19 protein-coding genes are annotated in these 22,493 nt (G+C 68.6%); 13 read left to right on the forward strand and 6 right to left on the reverse strand.

The window, feature by feature from the left end; genetic code table 11:
• Positions 1–62 precede the first annotated feature (62 nt).
• The 6 genes from OG558_RS27280 to OG558_RS27305 all read left to right on the forward strand — a co-directional run bounded on the left by OG558_RS27280 (position 63) and on the right by OG558_RS27305 (position 6,351).
• On the forward strand, positions 63–2,180 hold the full coding sequence (locus tag OG558_RS27280) for a S41 family peptidase (RefSeq protein ID WP_405065558.1): 2,118 nt from the start codon (positions 63–65) through the stop codon (positions 2,178–2,180).
• A gap of 9 nt (positions 2,181–2,189) precedes the next feature.
• Entirely contained in the window at positions 2,190–3,416 is a 1,227-nt protein-coding gene (locus OG558_RS27285; protein ID WP_405065559.1) for an aconitase X, read from the forward strand.
• On the forward strand, positions 3,413–3,835 hold the full coding sequence (locus tag OG558_RS27290) for an aconitase X swivel domain-containing protein (protein ID WP_405065560.1): 423 nt from the start codon (positions 3,413–3,415) through the stop codon (positions 3,833–3,835). Before OG558_RS27285 ends, OG558_RS27290 begins: the two co-directional genes overlap by 4 nt.
• The gene (locus OG558_RS27295) at positions 3,832–4,710 is read left to right on the forward strand and encodes a neutral zinc metallopeptidase (protein ID WP_405065561.1); all 879 of its coding nucleotides are present in this window, start codon (positions 3,832–3,834) and stop codon (positions 4,708–4,710) included. The genes OG558_RS27290 and OG558_RS27295 overlap by 4 nt, the downstream gene beginning before the upstream one ends.
• 41 nt (positions 4,711–4,751) lie before the next feature.
• Positions 4,752–4,907, forward strand: a complete 156-nt coding sequence (locus OG558_RS27300) for a hypothetical protein (RefSeq protein ID WP_405065562.1) — start codon at positions 4,752–4,754, stop codon at positions 4,905–4,907.
• 679 nt (positions 4,908–5,586) lie between these two features.
• Positions 5,587–6,351, forward strand: a complete 765-nt coding sequence (locus OG558_RS27305; protein WP_405065563.1) for a phosphatase PAP2 family protein — start codon at positions 5,587–5,589, stop codon at positions 6,349–6,351.
• Here the strand turns inward: OG558_RS27305 and OG558_RS27310 are convergent.
• On the reverse strand, positions 6,303–8,531 hold the full coding sequence (locus OG558_RS27310) for a bifunctional SulP family inorganic anion transporter/carbonic anhydrase (protein WP_405065564.1): 2,229 nt from the start codon (positions 8,529–8,531) through the stop codon (positions 6,303–6,305). The two genes, OG558_RS27305 and OG558_RS27310, sit on opposite strands and share 49 nt — an antisense overlap.
• A gap of 112 nt (positions 8,532–8,643) precedes the next feature.
• Positions 8,644–9,975: a nuclear transport factor 2 family protein gene (locus tag OG558_RS27315; RefSeq protein WP_405065565.1), complete on the reverse strand. Its 1,332-nt coding sequence runs from the start codon at positions 9,973–9,975 to the stop codon at positions 8,644–8,646.
• Positions 9,976–10,068: 93 nt separating this feature from the next.
• Here OG558_RS27315 and OG558_RS27320 point away from each other — a divergent pair, with 93 nt between their 5' ends.
• Both OG558_RS27320 and OG558_RS27325 read left to right on the forward strand, forming a co-directional pair.
• Positions 10,069–10,449 (forward strand): helix-turn-helix domain-containing protein, encoded by a 381-nt coding sequence (locus OG558_RS27320; protein ID WP_329475459.1) that lies wholly within the window; start codon positions 10,069–10,071, stop codon positions 10,447–10,449.
• Positions 10,450–10,457: 8 nt separating this feature from the next.
• Positions 10,458–11,231 carry an SDR family NAD(P)-dependent oxidoreductase gene (locus OG558_RS27325; RefSeq protein WP_405065566.1) on the forward strand — a complete coding sequence of 258 codons (774 nt, stop codon included), beginning with the start codon at positions 10,458–10,460 and terminating at the stop codon, positions 11,229–11,231.
• 2 nt (positions 11,232–11,233) lie between these two features.
• Here the strand turns inward: OG558_RS27325 and OG558_RS27330 are convergent, their stop codons facing one another.
• Both OG558_RS27330 and OG558_RS27335 read right to left on the reverse strand, forming a co-directional pair.
• A complete protein-coding gene (locus OG558_RS27330) occupies positions 11,234–11,989 on the reverse strand; it encodes a DUF427 domain-containing protein (RefSeq protein WP_405065567.1) in 756 nt (251 codons plus the stop codon).
• A gap of 62 nt (positions 11,990–12,051) precedes the next feature.
• Entirely contained in the window at positions 12,052–14,103 is a 2,052-nt protein-coding gene (locus OG558_RS27335; RefSeq protein WP_405065568.1) for a fibronectin type III domain-containing protein, read from the reverse strand.
• A 173-nt stretch (positions 14,104–14,276) separates the two neighbouring features.
• Here OG558_RS27335 and OG558_RS27340 point away from each other — a divergent pair, with 173 nt between their 5' ends.
• Both OG558_RS27340 and OG558_RS27345 read left to right on the forward strand, forming a co-directional pair.
• Positions 14,277–15,824 (forward strand): lysyl oxidase family protein, encoded by a 1,548-nt coding sequence (locus OG558_RS27340; RefSeq protein ID WP_405072222.1) that lies wholly within the window; start codon positions 14,277–14,279, stop codon positions 15,822–15,824.
• A gap of 132 nt (positions 15,825–15,956) precedes the next feature.
• Positions 15,957–17,522: a N,N-dimethylformamidase beta subunit family domain-containing protein gene (locus OG558_RS27345; RefSeq protein WP_405065569.1), complete on the forward strand. Its 1,566-nt coding sequence runs from the start codon at positions 15,957–15,959 to the stop codon at positions 17,520–17,522.
• 56 nt (positions 17,523–17,578) lie between these two features.
• Here the strand turns inward: OG558_RS27345 and OG558_RS27350 are convergent, their stop codons facing one another.
• Positions 17,579–19,102 (reverse strand): MFS transporter, encoded by a 1,524-nt coding sequence (locus OG558_RS27350; protein ID WP_405065570.1) that lies wholly within the window; start codon positions 19,100–19,102, stop codon positions 17,579–17,581.
• Positions 19,103–19,226: 124 nt separating this feature from the next.
• On the opposite strand from OG558_RS27350, the gene OG558_RS27355 reads away from it, so the two are divergent.
• Positions 19,227–20,099 carry a LysR substrate-binding domain-containing protein gene (locus OG558_RS27355; protein ID WP_405065571.1) on the forward strand — a complete coding sequence of 291 codons (873 nt, stop codon included), beginning with the start codon at positions 19,227–19,229 and terminating at the stop codon, positions 20,097–20,099.
• Here the strand turns inward: OG558_RS27355 and OG558_RS27360 are convergent.
• Positions 20,096–20,908 (reverse strand): UbiA family prenyltransferase, encoded by an 813-nt coding sequence (locus OG558_RS27360; RefSeq protein ID WP_405065572.1) that lies wholly within the window; start codon positions 20,906–20,908, stop codon positions 20,096–20,098. The genes OG558_RS27355 and OG558_RS27360 overlap by 4 nt on opposite strands.
• A gap of 18 nt (positions 20,909–20,926) precedes the next feature.
• On the opposite strand from OG558_RS27360, the gene OG558_RS27365 reads away from it, so the two are divergent.
• Entirely contained in the window at positions 20,927–21,973 is a 1,047-nt protein-coding gene (locus OG558_RS27365) for a type III polyketide synthase (protein WP_405065573.1), read from the forward strand.
• Positions 21,973–22,491 carry an isoprenylcysteine carboxyl methyltransferase family protein gene (locus tag OG558_RS27370; protein ID WP_405065574.1) on the forward strand — a complete coding sequence of 173 codons (519 nt, stop codon included), beginning with the start codon at positions 21,973–21,975 and terminating at the stop codon, positions 22,489–22,491. Before OG558_RS27365 ends, OG558_RS27370 begins: the two co-directional genes overlap by 1 nt.
• Positions 22,492–22,493 lie beyond the last annotated feature (2 nt).

Here is a 22,493-nt window from a genome sequence, read left to right on the forward strand (position 1 = left end):
ACACGCGCGGACGACGGTGGAGGCATCGCGGCCCGGGGAGGGGCCGCCGTATTGGGGGAGCGATGTCTCAGCCACGCAGCACGAAAGGCACGGGGAAGAAGACGGCGGCGAAGAAGACCGCCGCAGCGAAGAAGACGGCCACGGCGCGGAAGACCGCGGCGTCGCGGACCACCGCCCGGCAAGAACCGGCGAAGACGGCCACGGCGACGAAACGCGCCGCCCGCAAGTCGATCGCGAGTACGACGGCAAACCGGGGGACCACCACGACGACGCAGGCGGCCGCCGCGCAGGCAGCCGTCGTACCCCTGCCGGACTTCCTCGAATCGGCCGGCACCCTGACGCTCGACCAGCGCAAGCTCCTGGTCGACCAGGCGCTCCTGCTGCTCGGTGAGAACTACGCGCATCTGCCGCTGAAGGTCGCGATGCATGCGGTCAACCCGTTGCAGCGCCTGCGCGTGATGCGAGCCCACATGGAGCGTCAGACCAGCGACACGATGGAACCGGAATGGATCTTCCATCGCGCGATGTCGAGCATCTTCCACTCGGTCCGCGACCTGCACACGAACTACCTGCTGCCGGTCCCGTTCGCGGGGAAGATCGCGTTCCTGCCGTTCATGATCGAGAAGTGCTACGACCCGGCCGGCGCCGAGCACTACCTGATCACCCAGACCATCACCGGCTATCAGGCGACGCAGTTCGGCAAGGGAGCCGAGGTGACGCACTGGAACGGTACGCCGATCGCTCGTGCCGTCGCGTTGAACGGCGCCGTGTTCGCCGGCAGCAACGACGCCGCCAACCTCGCGCGCGGCCTGGAGTCGCTCACCCTGCGACCCCTGGTGATCCAGGCACCGCCGGACGAGGACTGGGTGACGCTGACCTACACCGGTCTCGACGGCTCAACCCAAGAGCTGCGCGAGCAATGGAAGGTCACCACCAACCTCCCGCCGATGACCGACCTCGACGCGGTCAACGCGACCTCCGCCTCGATGGGACTCGACCTCGACTCCGACGAGAAGGCCCGCGCGAAAAAGACGCTGTACGTCCGCGACGTCGTCGACCTCGAACGCGGCCAGAGCTCGGCCGAGCTGAGCGCCCCGGCCGCGGTCAGCGGCGCCGACCTGCCGACCACGATGCCCGGTGTCTTCCGGGCCCGCGAGGTGGTGACGCCGTCCGGGACCTTCGGGCACCTGCGGATCTTCACGTTCAGCGTTCAGGACCCGGTCGCGTTCCGGGACGAGTTCGTCCGGCTGGCCGCGATGCTGCCGCAGAACGGCCTGATCGTCGACGTCCGCGACAACGGCGGCGGGCACATCTACGCCAGCGAATTCACCCTGCAGACGATGACGCCGCGGCACATCGACCCGGAGCCGGTGCAGTTCATCAGTACGCCGCTCAACCTCCGGATCTGCCGCCGGCACAAGGACAACCCGGCCGGCATCGACCTCGGTCCGTGGTTCGACTCGCTCGACCTGGCCACCGAGACCGGCGCGGCGTATTCGGCGTCGAAGCCGATCACGCCCGTGGACGGCTCCAACGACATCGGCCAGAAGTACTTCGGTCCGGTGGTGCTGATCACCGACGCCCGGGTGTACTCGGCGACCGACATCTTCGCCGCCGGGTTCGCCGACCACGCCATCGGCACGATCCTCGGCGTGGACGACAACACCGGTGCGGGCGGCGCGAACGTGTGGACCCACGGTCTGCTCGCCTCGCTGCTGAACGAACCACCGCCACCGGACGAGACCTCGCCGTACGTCGCGCTGCCGAACGGGGCGAACATGCGGGTCGCGATCCGGCGGACTCTGCGCGTCGGCGCGCTGTCCGGCACACCGGTCGAGGATCTCGGTGTCAAGCCGACCGAGACCCACAAGTTGACCCAGGCCGATCTGCTCGAAGGCAACGTCGACCTGCTGAACAGGGCCGGTTCGCTGCTCGCGGCGAGGCCGGTCCGCCGGCTCGACCTGAAGACGACCTTCAGCGGTACGACGCTCACCGTCGCGATCGATGTCCAGGGCATCGACCGGGTCGACATCTACCTGGACGACCGCCCGATCAGCTCCGAGGACCTGACCGGGATGCCGCTCAGTATCGACATCCTCGAGGTCACCGCCGGCCAGGGCCTACGCGCCGACGGCTACGAATCGGGGGCGCTGGTCGCCTCGCGCCGGCAGAAGGTTTAGCTTCGACGCATGCAGAGTCTCCACCTGACCGCCGAGGAAGAAGCGATGCTCGGCGGTCAGAGCGGAGATGGCGTCGCGCTCGCGATGCGCGTGATCGTGGCGCAGGCGCGGATCTCCGACGCGCCGCGGCTGGTCGAGATCACGTCCGCGCATGTCGACTCATGCCTGTACCACGGCCAGGTCAGTCTCGACTTCGCCCACCGGCTGGCCGACCTGGATGCGAAGGTCCGCGTCCCGACCACGCTGAACGTCGGCTCGATGGACCTTCTCCATCCCGGACTGGTCCGTGACCGGGACCTCGCGGCCGCGGGTCGTGAGCTGATGTCGGCGTACGTCGCTCTCGGGTGTGCGCCGACCTTCACGTGCGCGCCGTACCAGCTGCCGAATCGGCCGGGTCTCGGCGAGCACGTGGCCTGGGCGGAGTCGAATGCGATCGTGTTCGCCAACTCGGTCCTCGGCGCGCGGACCGATCGGTACGGCGACTTCCTCGACATCTGCGCCGCCATCACCGGGCGAGCGCCGTACTCCGGACTCCAGACGACTGAGGCGCGGCGGGGGACCGTGGTCTTCGACTGCCGTCCGCTGGGTCGATTCCTGCAGTCCGACCTGGCATATCCATTGCTGGGGCATCACGTCGGATCGGTGGTCGGTGCCGAGATCCCTGTGCTGGTAGGGATTCCGGCGGATGTCGGGGAGGACGAGCTGAAGGCCTTCGGTGCGGCGGCCGCGTCGGCTGGGGGAGTCGCGTTGTTCCACGCGGTCGGCGTGACGCCGGAGGCGCCCACCTCGCTGGATGGGCTGCCGGTGCACGAGGTCCACCTCGCCACATTGCGGGAGGTCCGGCGGGGCTTGTCGACCTTCCGCGAAGGCAAGCTCGATGCGGTCAGCGTCGGTACGCCGCACGCGTCGTACGGCGAATGTGCTCGACTGGCCGGCCTCGTCGGGAACGGGCCCGCGCTGAAGGTGCCCTTCTATCTGTCGACCGGTCGGGCGACGCGGGCGCGGGCGGCGGAGACCGGCGTACTGCGGGTGCTGGAAGCCGCGGGCGTGACCGTGGTCGTCGACACCTGCACGTACGTGACGTCGATCCTCGCGCCCGGCTGGAAGAACGTGATGACGAACTCAGGCAAGTGGGCGCACTACGCTCCCGGCAACATCAACGTCTCCGCGGTCCTCGGATCGCTGGAGGAATGCGTCGCCTCCGCCCGCGCAGGCCGAGTCGTGCTCGACTCATGATCGTCACCGCCCGCACACTGCACCCCGGCACGGCTTCCGGCGAAGTCATCCGCCTCACCGCGCCACTGTCCTTCTGGGGCGGCACCGACGAAGTCGGCCGCATCATCGACGCCCACCATCCCCAGTGCGGCGCAATCCTCGCCGGCCGCATCCTCCTGATGGAATCCGGCCGCGGCTCCAGTTCAGCCTCCAGCGTCCTCGCCGAGCAGATCCGCACCCGGACCGCTCCAGCCGCGATCATCCTTGCCCGCCTCGACCCGATCATCCCCCTCGGCGCCCTCATCGCCCACGAGCTGTATGCCCTCGCAACCCCAGTCGTCGTCGCCGACCAGTACGACGCCCTCCCAGCCGATGGACTAGTCCAGGTCGACGCCCGTCCTGACCAGGCCACGATCACCTGGTCTACAGTCAGTCGGTGAACACAAGGGGTGCGGCCGCCCTCTGCGCTGCCGCTGTCGTCCTGCTCTCCGCTTGCACACCGACCGATGGTCCCTTCACCGCGAGGAAGTCAGCCGCATCCGCGACGGCCAAGGTGCGATCGCTGGTGCCGACGAAGGTCCCGACGACGGCGCCGACCGCGCCGGTCTCCAGGCCACCTCAACCGGCGGCGCTCACGCGGAATCCGATCTACCGCGCCGGGAAGCTCACGGCGCCGCGATGTGTGGAGCCGGCGATGCCGGCGACCTCGCTGCGGAACGTCCAGACCTACTACGCCGAGTTCGTCGCCTGCCTGAACAAGGCGTGGGCACCGGTGATCCGGAAGGCCGGGTTCACCTTCACCCCACCGAAGCTGGCCGTCGTACCGGGCAAGTCGCCGACCTCGCCATGTCACGGCGACGACGCCTGGGCGTTCTACTGCGGGGACACTATCTACCTGGGCGCACAGGAGAATCTGGACGACTACAAGCGCGGCCCCGGGGTGGCGCTTGCCTGGATGGCGCTGACCATCACGCACGAGTACGGGCATCACGTCCAGGCGCTGACCGGGATGCGCTTGGCGGAGTACGAATGGGGGACCACGGCCACCGGGGCCGACGCGCAACGGGAGGAGAGCCGGAGAGTCGAGCTTCAGGCACACTGCTTCGGCGGCGCCTACTTCGGCGCTGACCAGGAGTCCTTCCCGGTCGACAGCGAATGGCTCGACCTGCGGAACCAGGCCATTCGGAACAGCCGTGATCCCGACCACGACCACGGGGACGTGGCGAATTTCGCGCTATGGCACTTCAACGGCTTCGAGGCGGCCGGCCCGTCAGCCTGCGACACCTACACAGCGGACCCGACCCTGGTCGGCTGACGGACGAGTACGGCGGTTACCGCGAAGCGATCGGGGTGATCGTGGCGCACTCGACGGAGCACGGCGCCTGCGGTGAGGGCCCGCTGGCCGGCCTGCGGGTCTCGGCCTGGGCGGACGTGGGGCACTCACTAACCCGGTCCGGCAGCTGCCGAGTGGTCACCGTCGAGCGGGGCCTGTGGGGTATCGCGTTGCTGTGAGTGGTGCAGGTCCGGACAGCGGCGCAGCATCGCCCAACCGGCACCGCCGCCAGGGTGGTGTGGGTGGACTTCCAGGCCATCACAATCACCCAGACGCCGCGACCGCTCGCGGGAGGCCTTCGTCCGCGCCTGGTTGTGATGGCTTGGCGATCCGGTCGACGGCGGCCGCAACACCCACGGAACCGACCGGAGCGCCGGTTATCCCATCGCGTTGCCGGTTCTCTCACCCTGACAAGAGCCGACAACCGGCAGCGTGCCGGGATATCCCCTCGTGTACGAGGTCGCAACCGGGTTCGGCCGCAGCAGAGATCGACTTGGTGCACCAGATCCGTACCCGCGGGCCGGCGCGGTGCGGATCTGGTGCACCAAGTGACCGACCGAGGCGGCCGGACGGCCAGGGGTAGCGAGGCACCGTCGCCATGCCCGCACTCTCCCGGCGCTGGGCCACCATCGTGCACCGGTCTTGTGAGTAAATTCATATTCTTCGCAACTATCAGCAGGTTGCGATAATTTGAAAGAGTGCCAGGGATCACAGGGGAAAACGAATGACCGTTCTTGATTTTCGGGCGGCCGTCGGAGCAGGGTGGAAGTTCGGAGAACGAGCGTTCGGTTTGAGCTGGGGGTCGGCGTGGCACAGATGACTCTGGAGCGGGTGGGACAACCGTCATCACGTCCGACGGTGACCAGACCGCCGGGCGGAATCTGGCGGATCGTGCGGGAGATCGCACTGCTGGCGGTGCTGTTCGGGGTGTACAACCTCGGCCGGTTCCTGTCCGCGGAGCACACCGGATCGGCGTACAAGCATGCCGATGAGCTGATCCGCTGGGAGAACTGGCTCGGCCTGCCGAGCGAGGCGGCCGTGCAGCAGCAGGCGTTGCGGGTCCACGGTTTGGCCGACGTCGCCAACGTGTTCTACGCGAGTGTGCACTTCCCGCTGACGACCGTGGTGCTGCTGTGGTTGATGATCCGGCGACCGGTCGAGTACGGGAAGGCGCGCTGGGCGCTCGCGTCGCTGACCGGGCTGGCCTTGATCGGGCACATGTTCTTCCCGCTCGCGCCGCCGCGGATGATGCCGGGTTGGGTGGACACCGGCGTACTGCTCGGCCAGTCCGTGTACGGAGCGAGCACCGACTCGGGAGTCGCGAACCAGTTCGCCGCGATGCCGAGCCTGCACGTCGGCTGGGCGTTCATGGTCGCGGTGTTCCTGATCCGGGCCACTCGCTCGCGTTGGCGCTGGTTGTGGATGGCACACCCGCTGCTCACGTTCACGGTCGTCGTCGTGACCGCCAACCACTATTGGCTCGACGGCCTGGTCGCGATCACCCTGGCACTCCCGCTGCTCTTGATCTTCGACGCACGGCGGGTACGCATCCCGGCCGACGTCTCCCAGCTCGATCAGCGTCTGCCCGCGGTGGCGAGTTCCTCGTCGGCGCGGACCAGATAGGGCTCGCGGTCGAGCACCAGCCGGGCCGCGGCCGCACCGATGTCGAACCACAGCCCGATCAGTTCGAGCCGCCCTTCGGCCTCTGCCGTGCGGACACAGGCGAAGCTGCGAAGGTTCGCCAGTTGTACGCCGACATTCGCGACGGACAGCTTGTCGGCCGGGGACAACTTCACGCCGGTCGCCGGGTCGACGATATCCGGCAGCCCGACCGCACGGCGTACCGAAGGCTCGAGGTGGCGTAGCCAGTTCTGCAGGCCGGAACCGGCCGGGACGTTCGCCTCCAGTGCGGCCGCGGCGGCGCCGCAGTGCGAGTGACCGCAGACCACGATCGACTTCACGCCGAGGACGTCGACGGCGTACTCGATCGCGGCGTCGACGGAGTTGCTGTTCGAGCCCTTCGGTGGAACGAGGTTGCCGATGTTCCGCACGCAGAACTGATCGCCTGGACCGCTGGTCGTGATCATCGTCGGCACGATCCGCGAATCGGCACAGGTGATGAACAGCTGCGCCGGCCGCTGCCCGTCCGCCGCCAGCTTCGCGAGCATCGGCCGGATCAGCTCGGCCGAGGCCTCGAACTCACGGATCCCGTCCAGCATCGAGACCCGCTGGTCGGGCTCGGGGATGACCTGGGGTTGCCAGGGCATCAGCCGCCGCGCCGGATCGAAGTGCATCGCCGCTCGGAACGCCGCCCGGTTGAGCTCGACCGAACCACCGCGGGCGATGTGTCCACGCCGCCAGTCCTCGATCGCCTCGTACGCCGCGTGGTCGAGATGGTCGACATCCAGGTCGACCCGGACGCGGGCGCCGGCCGGGATCGACCGCAGTGTCCGGACCAGCGGCGCGACCCCGAGGAACACGAGCGTGCCGCGGATCCGCACGGTCCACAGCCCGTCGTCCTCGGTTGTGGTCACTGTCGCCCGGGCGAGTCGGTACAGCACGCGCACGATCGCGAGCGCCAGTCCGATCAGGACACCTTCGGCCAGTCCGAGTACGGCGACGCCCGCCGCGGTCACGACGTACACGAGCAACTCGTCGTGCCGCCGCAGCGTGCGGATGTGGGCGAGCTGGACCAGGCGCAACCCGGTGACGAGCAGGACGCCGGCCAGTGCGGCTATCGGGATCAGCTCGAGCATCGAGCCGGCGGCGAGGACGAACGCGGCGATCCAGAGGCCGTGCAGGACCGCGGCGGCGCGGGTCCGCGCTCCAGCCGCGACATTCGTTGAGCTGCGTACGATCACGCCGGTCACGGGCATGCCGCCGAGCGCGCCGGACACCGCGTTCGCGGCGCCTTGGCCGATCAACTCGCGATCGAGGTTGCTGCGCCTCCCGCGATGAAGCTTGTCCACGGCAACGGCCGACAGGAGCGACTCGACACTGGCGACCAGGGCAACGGTCACCACCGCGGTCGCGATCTCCGACGGCGTGCCATCGGGGATCGCGGGCATGATCAGTTCCTGCAGAGGGCGGTCGGGTAGATCGACCCTGGCAACGTCGACCATGAAGACCGCGGCCGGCGCGGTCACCGCGACCACGGCGACCAGCGGTGCCGGAATCACCTTGACCTTGGGCAGTCTGGGCCACGCCAGCACGATGGCGACGGTCAGTACGCCGACCACGACGGAGTGACCGTGATGGGCGATCAGCTGCGCGGGCAGTGCGGCCACATTCTCGATCAGGGAACTCTGCGCCTTGCCGCCGAGCACGACATGCACCTGCTGGACGGCGATCGTCACGCCGATGCCTGCGAGCATGCCGTGCACCACGGCGGGAGACAGGGAGAGGGCGAGCCGCCCGATCCGGGTGACGCCCAGCAGGATCTGCACGAGGCCGGCGGCGCAGGTGATGCCGGCGGTCGCGGCCCAGCCGAACTGACCGACCAGGCCGGCGACGACAACGGTCAGGCCGGCGGCCGGACCGCTGACCTGCAACGGGGAGCCGCCGAGCACACCGGCGACCACCCCACCGACCACCGCGGCCACCAGGCCGGCGATCAGCGGGGCGCCGGAGGCGGCGGCGATCCCCAGCGAGAGCGGTACTGCGATCAGGAAGACCACCAGCGAGGCAGGGAGGTCGTGGTGAAGAACGGACCGCCAGGAAACGCGTTCAGTGGCGGTAGGAGAAGGTGACGTGGTCGGCACGGGTCCTCCGGCGTCGGGTGCTCTGGGCAACTGCTCGGGCATCAGGCGTCGAAACAAAGAGTGTCGATCTGGTTACTCATCGTACTGACCCGATCAAGGCCGGAGTAGCGCCGATTCCAATTCGTTGCCTGGGGCGCCGAAAGCTGACGATTGCTCAGGGCATCGATTCGCCGGCGAACAGGACCCGGCGGGCGTGGTCGGTGTCGAGGTACTCCCGGACCGCGACGATCAGGCCGTCCCGAACGGTGAAGACTCCGCCACATTTGTTGTCGTAGGCACCACCGGCGCGGGCGGTCGCCTGTGCGGTCCACTCGGCGAACACCTGCTCGCCGTCGGCGATGACGTTGACGAGCCTGATCGTCACCGGCGTACCGGGGGCGAAGAGGTTGCCGGCGGCCGCACCGAGGAACTCGTCGACGACCATGTCCCGTCCCTTCCAGTCTCCGGACAGCGGGAGGTCACCGGGATACGTCCACACGACGTCGGGCGCGAAACTGGCGCGGATCGTCGGCAGATCACCCGCCGCCACCGCCTCGACGTACCGGGTCACAACGGTCTTCGGATCCATCGGTGTTGCCTCCTCCTCATGCAGGGTCAGTACGGCGTTGCCGCGGATGCGACGCTCACGCAGGTCATCGAGTACGACCTCCGTCCGGGACCAGTCCTCGACGCGGCCGAGCTCCGGGTGGAGCCGGCCGGACGCAACCAGCCGGACCAGCGTTGCCAGGTCCTCGTCGTCGCGGCCGTGGACGTAGTGGAAGTGCCGGATGCGCGCCGCCTCGGGAGCGGTGAAGAAGTCGAAGAAGTCGAGCGTCACCGGTTGCCGGCTGACCTCGCCGAACCAGATCAGGTCACCACCCGGTACCAGCTTCGACAACGCGACCGGCAGGCTCTGGCCACCGACGGATTCGAAGACGAGGTCGTACGGTCCGGGTGCGTCCGCGACGTCGTACACGAGGTCCTGGGCACCGAGTTCGAGCAGTCGCTCGCCGCGGGCGGGGGACGAGACGACGGCCGTGACGGATGCGCCGGCGCCGGCCGCGAGTTCGGTGAAGTAGTGGCCGACTCCGCCGGACGCGCCGGTCAGGAGGATCCGCCGTCCGATCACGCTGCCCGCCGTACGCAGCAAGCGCAGCGCGGTCAGTCCGGCCAGCGGGAGCGCGGCAGCCTGCGCGAAGGAGATGGTGTCCGGCAGTACGGCGACCTGGGTGGCCGGCGCGGTCACGCGCTCGGCCCAGCCCGAGTGTGGGAGATGAGCGACCACGCGGGTGCCGACCGGCGGACCGTCAGGGGTGGCCTCGATCACCCGGCCGGCGATGTCCTTGCCGGGTCGCCACCCGTCCTGCGGCCGCTCCAGCTGGAACGTCTCACCGCGGTTGATCGAGAACGCCGCGACCTCGATCACCATCTCGTCCGCGCTCGGCCGGACGTCGTCGACGTCCGCGAACCCGATCCTTCCGGTGTCCACCGGAACCACTGCTCTCATGGCCGTCCTGCTCCTTCACCTAGACTCGGCAATGACGCTACGAACCGATCGTGGCGGGCGGAAGACAGCACTAATTACTGCCATAGGCACCGAATGGATACCGACCAGGTCAGAGGTAGGTGGGACGCCACGAAAGGCGCCTGCCCGACGCGTCAGGTGCTCGGCCGGATCGGCGACACCTGGACGATGCTGGTGATCAGCACGCTCGAGAAGGGCGGCACGCTGCGCTCCGGCCAGCTCAAGTCGATCATCGAGGGCATCACCCAGAAGATGCTCACCCAGACGCTGCGCAACCTCGAGCGGGACGGCGTCGTCCGGCGTGATGTTCTTCCTACTGTGCCGGTGACGGTCAGCTATACGCTGACCCCGCTCGGCCTGAGCCTGGCGGCGGCCGTCGCGACGATGCGGACCTGGGCCTACGACCACATGGACGAGATCGCCGCCGCCCGCGACGAGTACGACGCCAACACCTGAGGAGTCACGTGGATCTGCAACTGTCCGGGAAGACCGCGGTCGTCACCGGAGCGAGCAAGGGCATCGGCCTGGCCTGTGTGGAGGCGCTCACCTGGGAGGGTGCGAAGGTGATCGGGATCTCCCGTGACGCCGGGAACCTGGCGAAGGCGCAGGAGGAGCTTGCGGCCAAGGGCCTGAGCTTCGAGGTGCAGGCGGTCGACCTCACCGATCCCGACGCGACCACGGCGGCCTTCGAGCGGATCGGCGTACCGGACATCCTGATCAACTGTGCGGGTGCGGCCCGGCGGACGCCCGTCGACGAGTTGGACAGCACGACGCTGCACGCCGCGATGGAGGCGAAGTACTTCACCTACATGCACGCGACCGAGGCGGTCATCCGCGGGATGGCCGAGCGCGGCAGCGGCGCGATCGTGAACGTGGTCGGCCAAGGCGGCCGCGCGGCGAACCCGCTGCACATCGGCGGCGGCGCGGCCAACGCGGCGCTCATGCTGGCATCGGTCGGCTACGCCAAGGCGTACGCCGCGCAGGGCGTCCGGGTGAACGTGATCAACCCCGGCACGACCCGGACCTCCCGCGTCGACGAGGGCCTCGAGGCGGCAGTCCGCGCGACCGGCCGTACCAAAGAGGAACTGCTGCGGGATCTCGTCGCCGAGATCCCGCTCGGCCGCGCCGGCGAACCGAGCGAGGTCGCCGACGTGGCCGTCTTCGTCGCGTCCCCACGGGCCAGCTACGTCACCGCCTCGATCATCACCATGGACGGCGCCACCACCGCCGCCATCTGACCTCAGTTCGGGGGGCCGGCGCTGATCTCGCGGTCGGAGAACGGGGTGATGGGACGGGCCTTCAGCTCGCCGTCGATGGTCAGGTCGACCTTCTCGTTGAAGAAGGAGACGAGGCCGGTGATCGGCAGCAACGGAGCCGTCGGGAAGTCGTAGGACCAGGCGAGATCGCGGCGGTCGCTGACGGACCAGTAGTCGGACGTCCGGCCCTTGTACGGGCACGCGCTCCGGGTGTCGCTCGGGGTCAGGTGCTCGAAGTTCACCTCGGTCCGCGGGAAGTAGTAGCGCGGCGGCAGCCCGGTCTCGAACACGATCACCGTCGAGCGGGACTCGGCCAGCAGCTTCCCGTCCAGTTCGACCTTGACGTGCCGGCCGGACCGGATCGCGTCACACCTCGCATACGGGTTGCGCGGATGGACGAAGACTTCCTCATCCTCCTCGAACCAGCTGTCGAGAGCGTCGAATTGGAACCGCGCCCGGTCCTTTGCGACACCCTCGTCGTACACCCAGGCCTTGCCGGATCCGGCGGTGTGCACCCGCGCAACACCGTGCTCGAACTCCTTCGTCTCGCCGGTATCGGTCAGTACGCCGGCCGCCACGTCCGCGAGCGGGATGTAGTACTGCGGGTACGGCGGGAACTCCCACAGATAGATCGCGTCCGTCGTGTCGAGAACGACGCGGTTGCCAAGGGTCGCGCGCACCCGGCGGGGGACCGGAGCGGTTCCGCCGGGTGGCACGAGTGCTTCTGGATAGGCGCTCATCAATCCATCGTCCGTCATACCTCGCCACTACGGCAGACGTCGTACGAACGGTTCCGGAACGGTCAGACTGTGATCCAGTCGATGTCGGCGATGTAGCCGGCCGGGTTGCTGACCTTGATGGAGTTGGCTCCGGCGGTCAGCTTCATCGGGAGGTAGGTCACCTGCGGCGTCCCCCAGTCGTTGTCGCCGAGACCTGAGTAGTCGGCCCAGTAGGTGTCGGTGCCGTTCACCGTGAGCATGCTCTGCCGGCTGGTGTCGCCGTCGGTGTAGGCGATCTTGACCAGGTACGTGCCGGTGGCCGGGACCGTGATGTTGTTGAGTGTCACCGTGGCGTCGTACCCGATGTTGCCGATCTTCGCGCCACCCGAGCACAGGGTGCACCCGGAGATACCCGCGTTCCCGGTCAGCGTGCTGGTCGGCGCCTCGGCCTCGTACCGGACCGGTCCACCCGACTTCGCGGTGAACATGGTGACCGGAGCACTGGCGTCCGACGTACGGCCGCCGTTCACGCCCTTCACCGTGAAGGTGTACTGCGTCTGCGGCAGCAGCCCGGTCACCACGGCGCTCGTGGTCGAGCTGGTTGCCACCTGCTTGCCATTGGCAAACACCTTGTACGACGAGGCGCCGGTGCTCGGCCGCCAGGTCAGCGACATGGTGGTGCGGCTGACGTCCGTCGTGGTCAGGTCGGCCGGCTTGGTCGGACCTGATGTGTCGTTCGGAGTGATCTTGTAGAGCTTCGACCCGTGGGCCGGCAGCGCGGCGGAGACCTGGCCGGACACGTTCCGGGTGTTCTGGTCCGCCCAGATGTCGCGGACGGTCGCCTTGCCGGTGATGCCCAGCTGGTCGAAAGTGCCGGTCACCGTGGCAGGGGTGCCGGCCAGGTTGAACAGTGCGACCGTGACGCTGCCGTCGGCGTTCTTGGCGTACCAGGTCTGCTGCAACTGGTCCTGGTTCAGCGGCCGGGCCGGGTTGCCGGACTGATCGATCGCGATGACCTCGCGGTTGGTCAGCAGCTTCAGGCCGTATGCGTCGAGTTTGGTCAGGTCGTCACCGGCGAACAGCGGTGCCGCATTGATCGCCCAGAACGTCATATAGCTCTGCCGTTCGGCGTCGCTGAGGCCGTCCATCGCGCCGACGCCGACGTTGAGCGCGTCCAGGTTGTTCCAGTGCCCGGGGCCGGCGTCGTCGATCCATTGCGGCAGGTCCCACCAGCGCGCCTTCACCGAGCTGTCCCAGCGGACGATCGTGTCGCAGTAGCACTCCACGTCGGTGTCGATCCGCCAGCCGTTCGAGTTCTGCTTCCAGACGTCGGCGTACCGGTGACTTAGCGACCAGGACAGCGTGTACATCATCGGGCGGCCGGCGTTCTGCACCGCGCGCCACCAAGCCTCGATGTCCTCGGTGTTGTTGTGGTTGGGGTCGTCTGGAGCACCCTTCCAGGAACCCGGTCCGACGCCGTCCATCTTGATGAAGTCCACGCCCCAGCTTGCGAAGAGCTTGGCGATCGAGTCGGCGTACGTCTGCGCGCACGGGCTCTCGTAGTTGATCTTGTACGCCGCGTCCCAGCCGTTGGTCTTGCGCAGGTCCGGGTAGACGATGTCGCGGGTGAAGCAGCCAGGTGCGTCGTAGATCGGCGTGTTGCCGTCGCGGTAGACGTCCGTGCCGAGGCCGACGGTGGTGTAGATGCCGAACTTCAGCCCGAGCTTGTGGATGTCGTCGCCGACCGCCTTCATCCCGCGGGGGAAGCGCTTCGCCATGGCGACCGGGCGGCCGTACTCGTCGCCGCCGTCCTGCCAGCCGGCGTCGACGTTGATGTACTCGTAGCCGTACGGCTTGAGCTTGGTCGCCAGCGCCTGCGCCTGGGTGAGGATGTTCTGCTCACTGATGAAGCTGCCGGGGCCGTCCGGGTTCACGCCCGGGTAGTTGGTGGACTGCAGACTCCAGCTGCTCCAGCCCATGTACGGCTTGGCGGCGACCTGTGGGTACTTGGCTGGTACGGGCTTCTGGGCTTGGACGACAACGGGTTGGGCTGCGTCGGCGGGAGCGATTGCGGCTGCGGTCGACACCAGGGCGACGGCGGCCAGCACGATGGTGGTGCAGTTGCGGAGGGACATTCGATGATCCTCCAGGGGAGGAGAGGGCGGACCCGGCCGAGCCTAGAGTCGCTTAATTTACTGCGTCAAGTATTCAGGTCCCGTGACTTCCTGTGACACGACTGCCGTCGAACCTTCATCAACTTCGTTCCGCGGCCCGGACGTCGTACGAGCGAAGGGACCGGCTCGTGAGGATGCCGGTCCGCAGAGCAGGAGGGGGTTCCATCATCAGTACCTCAAGGAAACTCGGCCGGACGGCGATCGCCGCGGCCGGAGCGGCCGGATTGGTCGCGATCGCGACACTCGGTGCGTCGGCAGCGTCGTCGAGTACGACGGCGACCGCGCGGCCGGCGCTGAAGTTGGTTGCCGGAAGCACCGATGTCACGCTGGACAGCATCCCCGACTACGGCGTCGACCTGGATCTCGGCACCCACGTGGTGGCCGGCAACGCGCCGATCGAGGTGCGGGCGACGCGGGCGTCGTACAAGTCGCCGGTCGTTGCGAAGCAGTACGTCAACGGGAAGCCGGCGCGCATCCTGCCCAAGGGCCTGGTCACGGACTTCTCCGGGCTGGGGAAGTTCCTGCACATCACGATGAGCGATGCGTCCGGCAAGAAGGTGCTCGACCAGGATCAGTCGGTGTGCCTGAACGGCGAGGGGTCGCGGACCCGTCCCGATGCGCCGGCGACCTCGCCGTACCCGGAAGGCTGTTCGGCGAACCCGTTCACGCAGGGCGCGGTCTGGGGTCTGCAGACCGGCTGGTCGTCGAACACGTTCAGCGGGTACGGCGCTCCGGTGAAACTTGCCGTGGGCAAGTACAAGGCGACCGTCACGGTCAGCAAGCCGTATCGCGACTTCTTCAAGATCGGTGCGTCCGATGCGGCACTCCGCTTGAACGTGACCGTGCAGGAGAGTGACGGCTGTGGCGACGGGCACGGTGTCCGTGGCTGCTTCGCCGCCGCTCAGCAGAAGACGGCCGCGGCGGGCTCGGTGGCGCCGAAGCCGAACGCGACCCGACCGACCGGGAAGCCGAGTGTGCCGAACGGGCCGAAGCCGGATCTCCGGCCGGTGCCCGCGTGGGGTATCGAGGTCCTTCCGGGCGACGAAGGTACGCCGGACGCGCAGAAGGACTTCCTGCAGTTCTCGGCGACCGTGTGGAACGCGGGTCCGTCGCCGCTCGTCCTGGACGGGTTCCGCCAGCAGGGCAAGGACCTGATGGACGCGTACCAGTATTTCTACGATGCGAACGGCAAGCAGGTCGGCTACCAGAACACCGGCACGCTCGAGTGGGACGGCCGCGACGGTCACAACCACTGGCATTTCACCGACTTCGCCCGCTACAGCCTGCTGAACTCGAAGCAGACCGAGGTGGTCCGCAGTCAGAAGGAGGCGTTCTGCCTGGCCGCGACGGACTCCATCGACTACACGGTGAAGAACGCCAACTGGCACCCGCAGAACACCGACCTGCACACGGCGTGCGGCAACCACGGATCGCTGTCGGTCCGCGAGGTCCTGGACGTCGGCTCCGGCGACACCTACGTGCAGTCCCTGCCGGGCCAGTCCTTCGACGTGACGAACCTGCCGAACGGCACGTACTACGTTCAGGTGACGGCCAACCCGGAGAACCGGCTGTTCGAAGCGAGCACCAAGAACAACGTGGCGCTCCGCGAGGTCGTCCTCGGCGGCACCAAGCACCACCGCACCGTCAAGGTTCCGCCGGTCGGCGTGATCAACGTTCCCTGATGCCGCCCACGCTGGTCGGTCGACCAGCACCTCGCGCCCCCGGTTAGGTCCGGCCGGGGGCGCGAGCCTCTCAGCGTTTTCCAAGGCAAGCTGTGGCTACGATGCTCGAACGACGATCCAGAGGAGTGGATAGTGCGCCGCTGGGTCTTGGTGACGGTACTGGCGTTGGTCGCCGCTGCGGCCGGGTGTCACTCCGCCGGTCAGGAGCCGCCGGCCGCGTCGCCGACGGGTCGCCCGAGCTCACCGCCGACGCCACCGGTCCGCGCCAGTGGCGGGATCGCCCTCGCTGAGAATGCGAAGCTCGGTACGACGCAGTGGGTTCTGCCCGCGAACCGGCTGGCCGGCCCCGTCGAGCTCGCCGGGTACGCCGATCGGGTCAGTGTCCGCAGCGGCCAATCGTTCCGGCTGTACGTGACCTCGACCGCCGGCGCCTTCACCGTGCGTGCGTTCCGGATCGGCTGGTACGGCGGAAAGGGGGCGCGACTGGTGTGGACCTCGCCGGCCGTTCCCGGCCTGGTGCAGCCGGCGCCGACCGTGGGTGCTGACCGCATGGTCAGTACGACTTGGCGTCCCTCGCTCACCGTGCCCACGACAGGCTGGCCGGCCGGCGCCTACCTGCTGCTGCTCACCGCGGCGAACGGCAAGGAGAAGTACGTCCCGATCACGATCCGCTCGGACTCGACGCGCGGGGCTGTCGTCATCGTCGATGCCGTCAACACCTACCAGGCGTACAACGCCTGGGGTGGCTACTCGCTCTACCACGGCCCGCACAACTCGTTCGCGACTCGCGCGTACCGGGTGAGCTTCGACCGGCCGTACGACCGTGACGGTGCGCATCTCCTGGTGCAGTCCGAGTTGCCGCTGATCCAGTTGGCCGAGCAGAGCGGCGTACCGCTGGCCTATCTGACCAGCTTCGACCTGGACACCGATCGGCACGCGCTCGCCGGCGCGCGAGGGATCGTGTCGGGTGGGCATGACGAGTACTGGACCACCGGGATGCGGGCAGCCGTCACCAAGGCCCGCGACGCGGGCACGAATGTCGCGTTCCTCGGCGCCAACGCGGTCTATTGGCGGGTCCGCTACGAACCTGGCCGGCTGGGCTCGCAGCGTGTACTGGCCGGCTACAAGGATGCTTCCGCGGATCCGCGGACGAATCGGCCGGACACGACGGTGAAGTGGCGAAGCGTTCCGTTCCCGAGTCCGGAGAACAGCCTGACCGGCATGCTGTACGAGTGTTTCCCGGCGGAGGGATCGTTCGTCGTCCGGGATCCCGGGTTCTTCCTGTTCGCCGGGACCGGCGCGGCCAGGGGATCGTCGTACCCAGGCCTGGTGGCGACGGAGATCGATCGTGCCTATCCGATCGCGGGTACGCCGGCCAACCTTCAGGTGGTAGCGCATTCGCCGGCCACCTGCGGGCCGGGGCGGCGTACGTTCTCGGATGCGACGTACTACACGGTGCCGTCCGGAGCCGGTGTGTTCGACGCCGGTTCGATGGAGTGGGTGCGCGCGCTCCACGGGCCGGACTCCAAGCACTCGCTCAAAGCGCCGACGGTCGCGTTCGCCCGGACAGTGACGCTGAACCTGGTTCGGGCGATGGCGACCGGTCCGCTCGGCCATGGCCATCCCGCCCGCGGGGACCTGGCCGCGCTGGGCGCGTCGACGGACACGTCCACCGGCACGGGTGGCCGCGTCGGCTGATCATCGATTGCCCGGGACAGGGCCGAGAGGCAGCTTCGCGGCCCTGTCCCGGACGGCTAGTGGTGTTGCGGGCGGCGGCGCGGCCGCAACGGCCGGGTGTGCGGGTCCGTGCGAGCGTGCTGACGGCGTCCGATGACGAACGGCCGGGATGTCCGCGGCGCCGGGATGCCGGTGGGGGCCGAGAGCTGGATCGAGGCCTGCTCGAGGTTGAGGCGGACCGGGGCCTGATGCCAGGGCGAGCGGGTGCGGACCACAACCAGCCGGAAGCGGCCGTCGCGGCGGAGGCGGAGGGCGATCGCGATGGTCGCCACGGCCGGGATCAGACCGGCGAGCAGCAGCGCCGAGCGGGCGCCGAAGTGCTGGGCGAGGAACCCGACCGTCGGACCGCCGATCGCGCCGCCGCCGATGAACACCAGGTTGTAGATCCCGGACACCCGCCCACGCAGTCCGTCCGGCGTCGTCAGCTGGACCATCGACTGCGCCGCGGTGAGGAACATCAGGGTCGCCATGCCCATCGAGGCCAGCACCGGGATGAAGGTCCACAGCGACGGCTGGATCGCGGCCAGCACCTGGGTGGTCGTGAGCAGGCAGGCGATACCGGTCAGGTTGCGCAGGCGGGTCGGCCGGACCCGGCGCGCAGACAGCAACGCACCGGTCAGCGCCCCGGCCGCGACCACCGAGTTGAGTACGCCGTACCCCGACGCGCCGGTGTGGAAGACCCGGTCGGCGAACGCCGTCAGCGTCACCGGCAGGCTGATCGTGAACATCCCGTAGATGCCGACCAACGCGATCGCCCATCGGACCGCCGGCTCCTGCAACGCGTACCGCACACCGTCGCGCAGCCCGTCCCGGATCCGCATCCCGGCGCTCGCCCTGCGGGCGGCGTGCAGCCCGGGCATCTCGCTCTCCCGCATCCGCAGCAGGGCGCTGATCGAAGCGAAGAAGGTGCAGGCGTTGAGCGCGAACGCCCAGCCGGTGCCGATCGAGCCGAGCAGCAGGCCGCCGAGCGCCGGGCCGATCAGGCTGCCCAGCTGGAACGTCGACGACACCATACTGATCGCGTTCCGGACCCGGTCCTTGCCGACGAGTTCGGTGACGAAGGACTGCCTGGTCGGATTGTCGACAGCGGTGGCGAAGCCGAGGAACAGGGCCATCGTGTACACCTGCCAGACCTGCACCTGGCCGGTGAACGCGAGGGTCGCCAGTACGGCGGCCGCCATGCCCATCGTGGTCTGGGTGCAGAGCAGGACCTTCCGCTTCGGGAAGCGGTCCGCGATCACACCGCCGAACAGGCCGAGCAGGAGGGTAGGGAGAAACTGCAGCGCGGTGGTGATGCCGACCGCGGTGGCGCTGCCGGTGATCGTGAGCACCAGCCAGTCCTGCGCGATGCGCTGGATCCAGCCACCGGTCGAGCTGACCAGCAACCCGCTGACCAGGAGGCGGAAGTTGCGGACCTGCAGTGCGCTGAAGGTGTCCTTGAAGCCGGGACGCCGCTGGGTCTCGCGGAGTTCGGCCGGGTTGGTGGTGCGGTGGGTGTGGAAGTCGGTGGACGGGACAGTACCGGTGGCCCGGGTGGTCAAGAGCGATCCCTACACGAGTGGACTGGTCAGGGGAGGACATCTCCATCCTCAGGGTTCGGTCCTGAATTCTGACAGCGAATTACTCCTATTAGTCTTATTGCGTCACGTAATGGGAGGTGCATCGATGTACGACCCGGACCAGCTGCGCACGTTCCTGGCGGTGGCCCAGTCGCTCAGCTTCACCCAGGCCGCCGACCGGCTGGGCATCCGGCAGCCGACGGTCAGTCAACATGTCCGCAAACTCGAGGTGGCCGTCGGGCGGCCGTTGTTCGTGCGGGACACCCGGACGGTGACGCTGACCGCGGACGGCGAGGCGATGGCCGGGTTCGCCCGGACCATCCTGGCCGCGCACGAGGAGGCGGCCGGGTACTTCACCGGCTCCGAGCTGCGCGGCCGGCTGCGCTTCGGCGTGACCGACGACCTGGCGCTCACCCCGCTGCCGCGGATCCTGCGCGACTTCCGCCAGCTCTACCCGCGGATCGACCTCGAGCTGACCGTTGCCCAGAGCCCGAACCTGCTCCGCCGGGTCGAGTCCGGCCACCTGGACCTCGCGTACGTGAAGCACGGCGCCGGCGGCGGCTACGAGCCGAACGGACGGCTGGTACGGCGGGACCCGCTGGTCTGGGCCGGGATCTCCGGGACCCGGATCGCCCCCGACGGCCCGGTTCCGCTGGTCGCCTATCAGGCACCGTCGCTCAGCCGGTCGCTCGGCGTGCAGACGCTCGAGCAGGCGGGCCGGTCCTGCCGGATCACCTGCATCGTCCGGGGTGTGAACGGCGTACTCGCGGCAGTCCGGGCCGGGCTGGGGATCGCGATCTTCGCCCGGTCGCTGATGCCCGCCGACCTGGTCGAGCCGCCGCCGAGCGCCGGACTGCCGGAGCTCCCGTCGATCGACCTGGTGCTGATCACCAACCCGCGGGCCGCGAAGGAGCCGGCCGAGGCGCTCACCGCCGCCATCCTGGGCAGCAACGCACCGCTCAAGCCGGACGCCGCCTAGACCAGTGCGTCGCCGCGGAGCACCAAGCTGATCACGCTGACCGCGGCGATCGCGATCGTGATCAGGAACGGCGCGTTCCGCCACGCCACGATCACGACGAGCAAACCGGCGACGACTACGAGCGCGATCCACCCGATCACTCCGACCGCACCGGCCGGCGCGATCACCAGCAGCGCGGTCGCCGCCGCCAGCGGCAGCGGCGCAATCAGCCGGGCATAGGGGCCGAGCCGCTGCGGCCAGCCCCGCACACCGGTCGCCAGGTCGTCGTCCAGATCGGGTACGACGTTTGCCAGATGGGCACCGATCCCGAGTAAGGCACCGGCCGCGGTCGCCCACCAGGGAGCCCAGACATCGGCCGTGCCGAGCGTGACGAACGAGGGCAGTGCACCGAACGCGACGGCGTACGGAAGCCAGGAGATCGCGGTCGATTTGAGCCCGAGGTTGTACGCCCAGGCGCAGGCGACGAAGAGCAGATGCATCAGGCCGGCCGCGATCCCGTTCGCGAGCGAGAGCGGGATGGTGACGACCAGCATGACGCCGGCGCCGACGGCGAGGGTACGGCGACTTACCAGTCCACGCACCACTGGTTTGTCCTGACGGTTCACAATGGTGTCTCGGGCGGCATCAATCGCGTCATTGCTCCAGCCGATCGAGAGGTGGCCGGTGAGGATCGTTGCTGCGACGAGGAGACACCCGGCGGGGCTTCGCCCGGTCGACCAAGCGAGGGCCGTGACCAGCACGGTGACGGCGACTGTCGGTCCCGGGTGGCATGCGAGGGCGAGACCACGGACTGTCCGCAGGATGCTCACCAACGTAACGATGCCACGATGACGCGGATCGCCGCGGTCCGGCCCGCGTTGCCGCCGTACCGCTATCCGCAGTCCGAGCTGACCGCCGCCTTCGCGGACATCTGCCTGCCGGACGGCAATGGGACCGCGCTGCTCCGCCGGCTGCACGCGAATGCCGGGGTCTCGTTTCGGCACCTCGCGTTGCCGCTCGAGGAGTACGCCGTACTCAAGGACTTCGGGGACGCGAACGACGCGTGGATCGCGACAGCCGTGGATCTCGGGGCCGAGGCGGTCGCGGGAGCGGTGGCGGACGCCGGGCTGACGCTCGACGATGTGGATGTCCTGATGTTCACCACGGTGACCGGGGTGGCCGCGCCGTCGATCGACGCACGGGTGGCGGTGCGGCTGGGGTTGCGGGAGGACGTCAAGCGCCTGCCGTTGTTCGGACTGGGCTGTGTGGGTGGGGCTGCGGGCATTGCCCGGTTGCACGACTACTTGCTCGCTTGGCCGACGCATGTCGCCGTACTGCTGTCGGTGGAGTTGTGTTCGCTGACCCTGCAGCGGGACGACTCGTCGTTGCCGAACCTGGTGGGTGGGGCGTTGTTCGGGGACGGCGCGGCGGCCGTGGTGCTGACCGGCTCGGAGCACCCCTTGGCGTCGGGGCCCTCGGTGGTGGCGACGCGGAGCCGGTTGTATCCGGACTCCGAGCGGGTGATGGGGTGGGACGTTGGGTCGGGCGGGTTCCGGATCGTCCTCGGAGCGGATGTCCCCGATGTGGTTCGGACCTATCTCGGTGGTGATGTGCGGAGCTTTCTCGGGTCTTATGGCTTGACCGTGCCGGAGATCGGGACCTGGGTGAGTCATCCGGGCGGGCCGAAGGTGCTGGAGGCCGTGGCGGAGACGTTGGAGCTGCGGCCGGGAGCGCTGGACCTGACCTGGAAATCGCTCGATGCGGTCGGCAACCTGTCGTCATCCTCGGTCCTGCACGTCCTCGGTGACACGCTCGGGCTGGATCCTTCAGGCATGGGCCTGCTCCTCGCCATGGGCCCGGGTTTCTCGTCCGAGCTCGTCCTCCTGGAGTGGTGATGTCGTCCTACGCCTGGTATGTGGTGCTGGTCCTGCTCGTCGGCGGTGAGCGCGTGGCCGAGCTGGTGGTGTCGCTGCGCAACGCCAGGTGGAGCTTCGCGCACGGTGGTGTGGAGTCGGGGCGCGGGCATTACCCGTTCATGGTCGTCTTGCACACCGGTCTTCTCGCCGGCTGTCTGGTGGAGGCGGCGCACCGGCCGTTCATCCCGGCACTCGGCTGGACGATGCTCGCCGTCGTCCTCCTGTCGCAGGGCCTGCGCTGGTGGTGCATCACGGTCCTGGGGCACCAGTGGAACACCCGGGTGATCGTTGTCCCCGGCCTCCACTTGGTTGCGCGCGGCCCGTACCGCTGGATCCGCCACCCCAACTACGTGGCGGTCGTCGCCGAGGGCATCGCCCTCCCGCTGGTCCACACCGCCTGGATCACCGCCCTGGTCTTCACCGTGCTCAACATCCCCCTCCTCGCCATCCGCATCCGCTGCGAAGACGCGGCCCTGACCGCCGCCCTGGTCAAGTGATC

The sequence above is a fragment of the Kribbella sp. NBC_01510 genome, assembly GCF_045040325.1.
Taxonomy (GTDB): Bacteria; Actinomycetota; Actinomycetes; order Propionibacteriales; family Kribbellaceae; genus Kribbella.

Coding starts and splice junctions, on each gene's coding strand:
- OG558_RS27280 (WP_405065558.1), top strand. CDS start 63: ATGTCTCAGCCACGCAGCACGAAAGGCACGGGGAAGAAGACGGCGGCG.
- OG558_RS27285 (WP_405065559.1), top strand. CDS start 2,190: ATGCAGAGTCTCCACCTGACCGCCGAGGAAGAAGCGATGCTCGGCGGT.
- OG558_RS27290 (WP_405065560.1), top strand. CDS start 3,413: ATGATCGTCACCGCCCGCACACTGCACCCCGGCACGGCTTCCGGCGAA.
- OG558_RS27310 (WP_405065564.1), bottom strand. CDS start 8,531: ATGCCCGAGCAGTTGCCCAGAGCACCCGACGCCGGAGGACCCGTGCCG.
- OG558_RS27315 (WP_405065565.1), bottom strand. CDS start 9,975: ATGAGAGCAGTGGTTCCGGTGGACACCGGAAGGATCGGGTTCGCGGAC.
- OG558_RS27320 (WP_329475459.1), top strand. CDS start 10,069: ATGGATACCGACCAGGTCAGAGGTAGGTGGGACGCCACGAAAGGCGCC.
- OG558_RS27330 (WP_405065567.1), bottom strand. CDS start 11,989: ATGAGCGCCTATCCAGAAGCACTCGTGCCACCCGGCGGAACCGCTCCG.
- OG558_RS27335 (WP_405065568.1), bottom strand. CDS start 14,103: ATGTCCCTCCGCAACTGCACCACCATCGTGCTGGCCGCCGTCGCCCTG.
- OG558_RS27340 (WP_405072222.1), top strand. CDS start 14,277: ATGCCGGTCCGCAGAGCAGGAGGGGGTTCCATCATCAGTACCTCAAGG.
- OG558_RS27355 (WP_405065571.1), top strand. CDS start 19,227: ATGTACGACCCGGACCAGCTGCGCACGTTCCTGGCGGTGGCCCAGTCG.
- OG558_RS27365 (WP_405065573.1), top strand. CDS start 20,927: ATGACGCGGATCGCCGCGGTCCGGCCCGCGTTGCCGCCGTACCGCTAT.
- OG558_RS27370 (WP_405065574.1), top strand. CDS start 21,973: ATGTCGTCCTACGCCTGGTATGTGGTGCTGGTCCTGCTCGTCGGCGGT.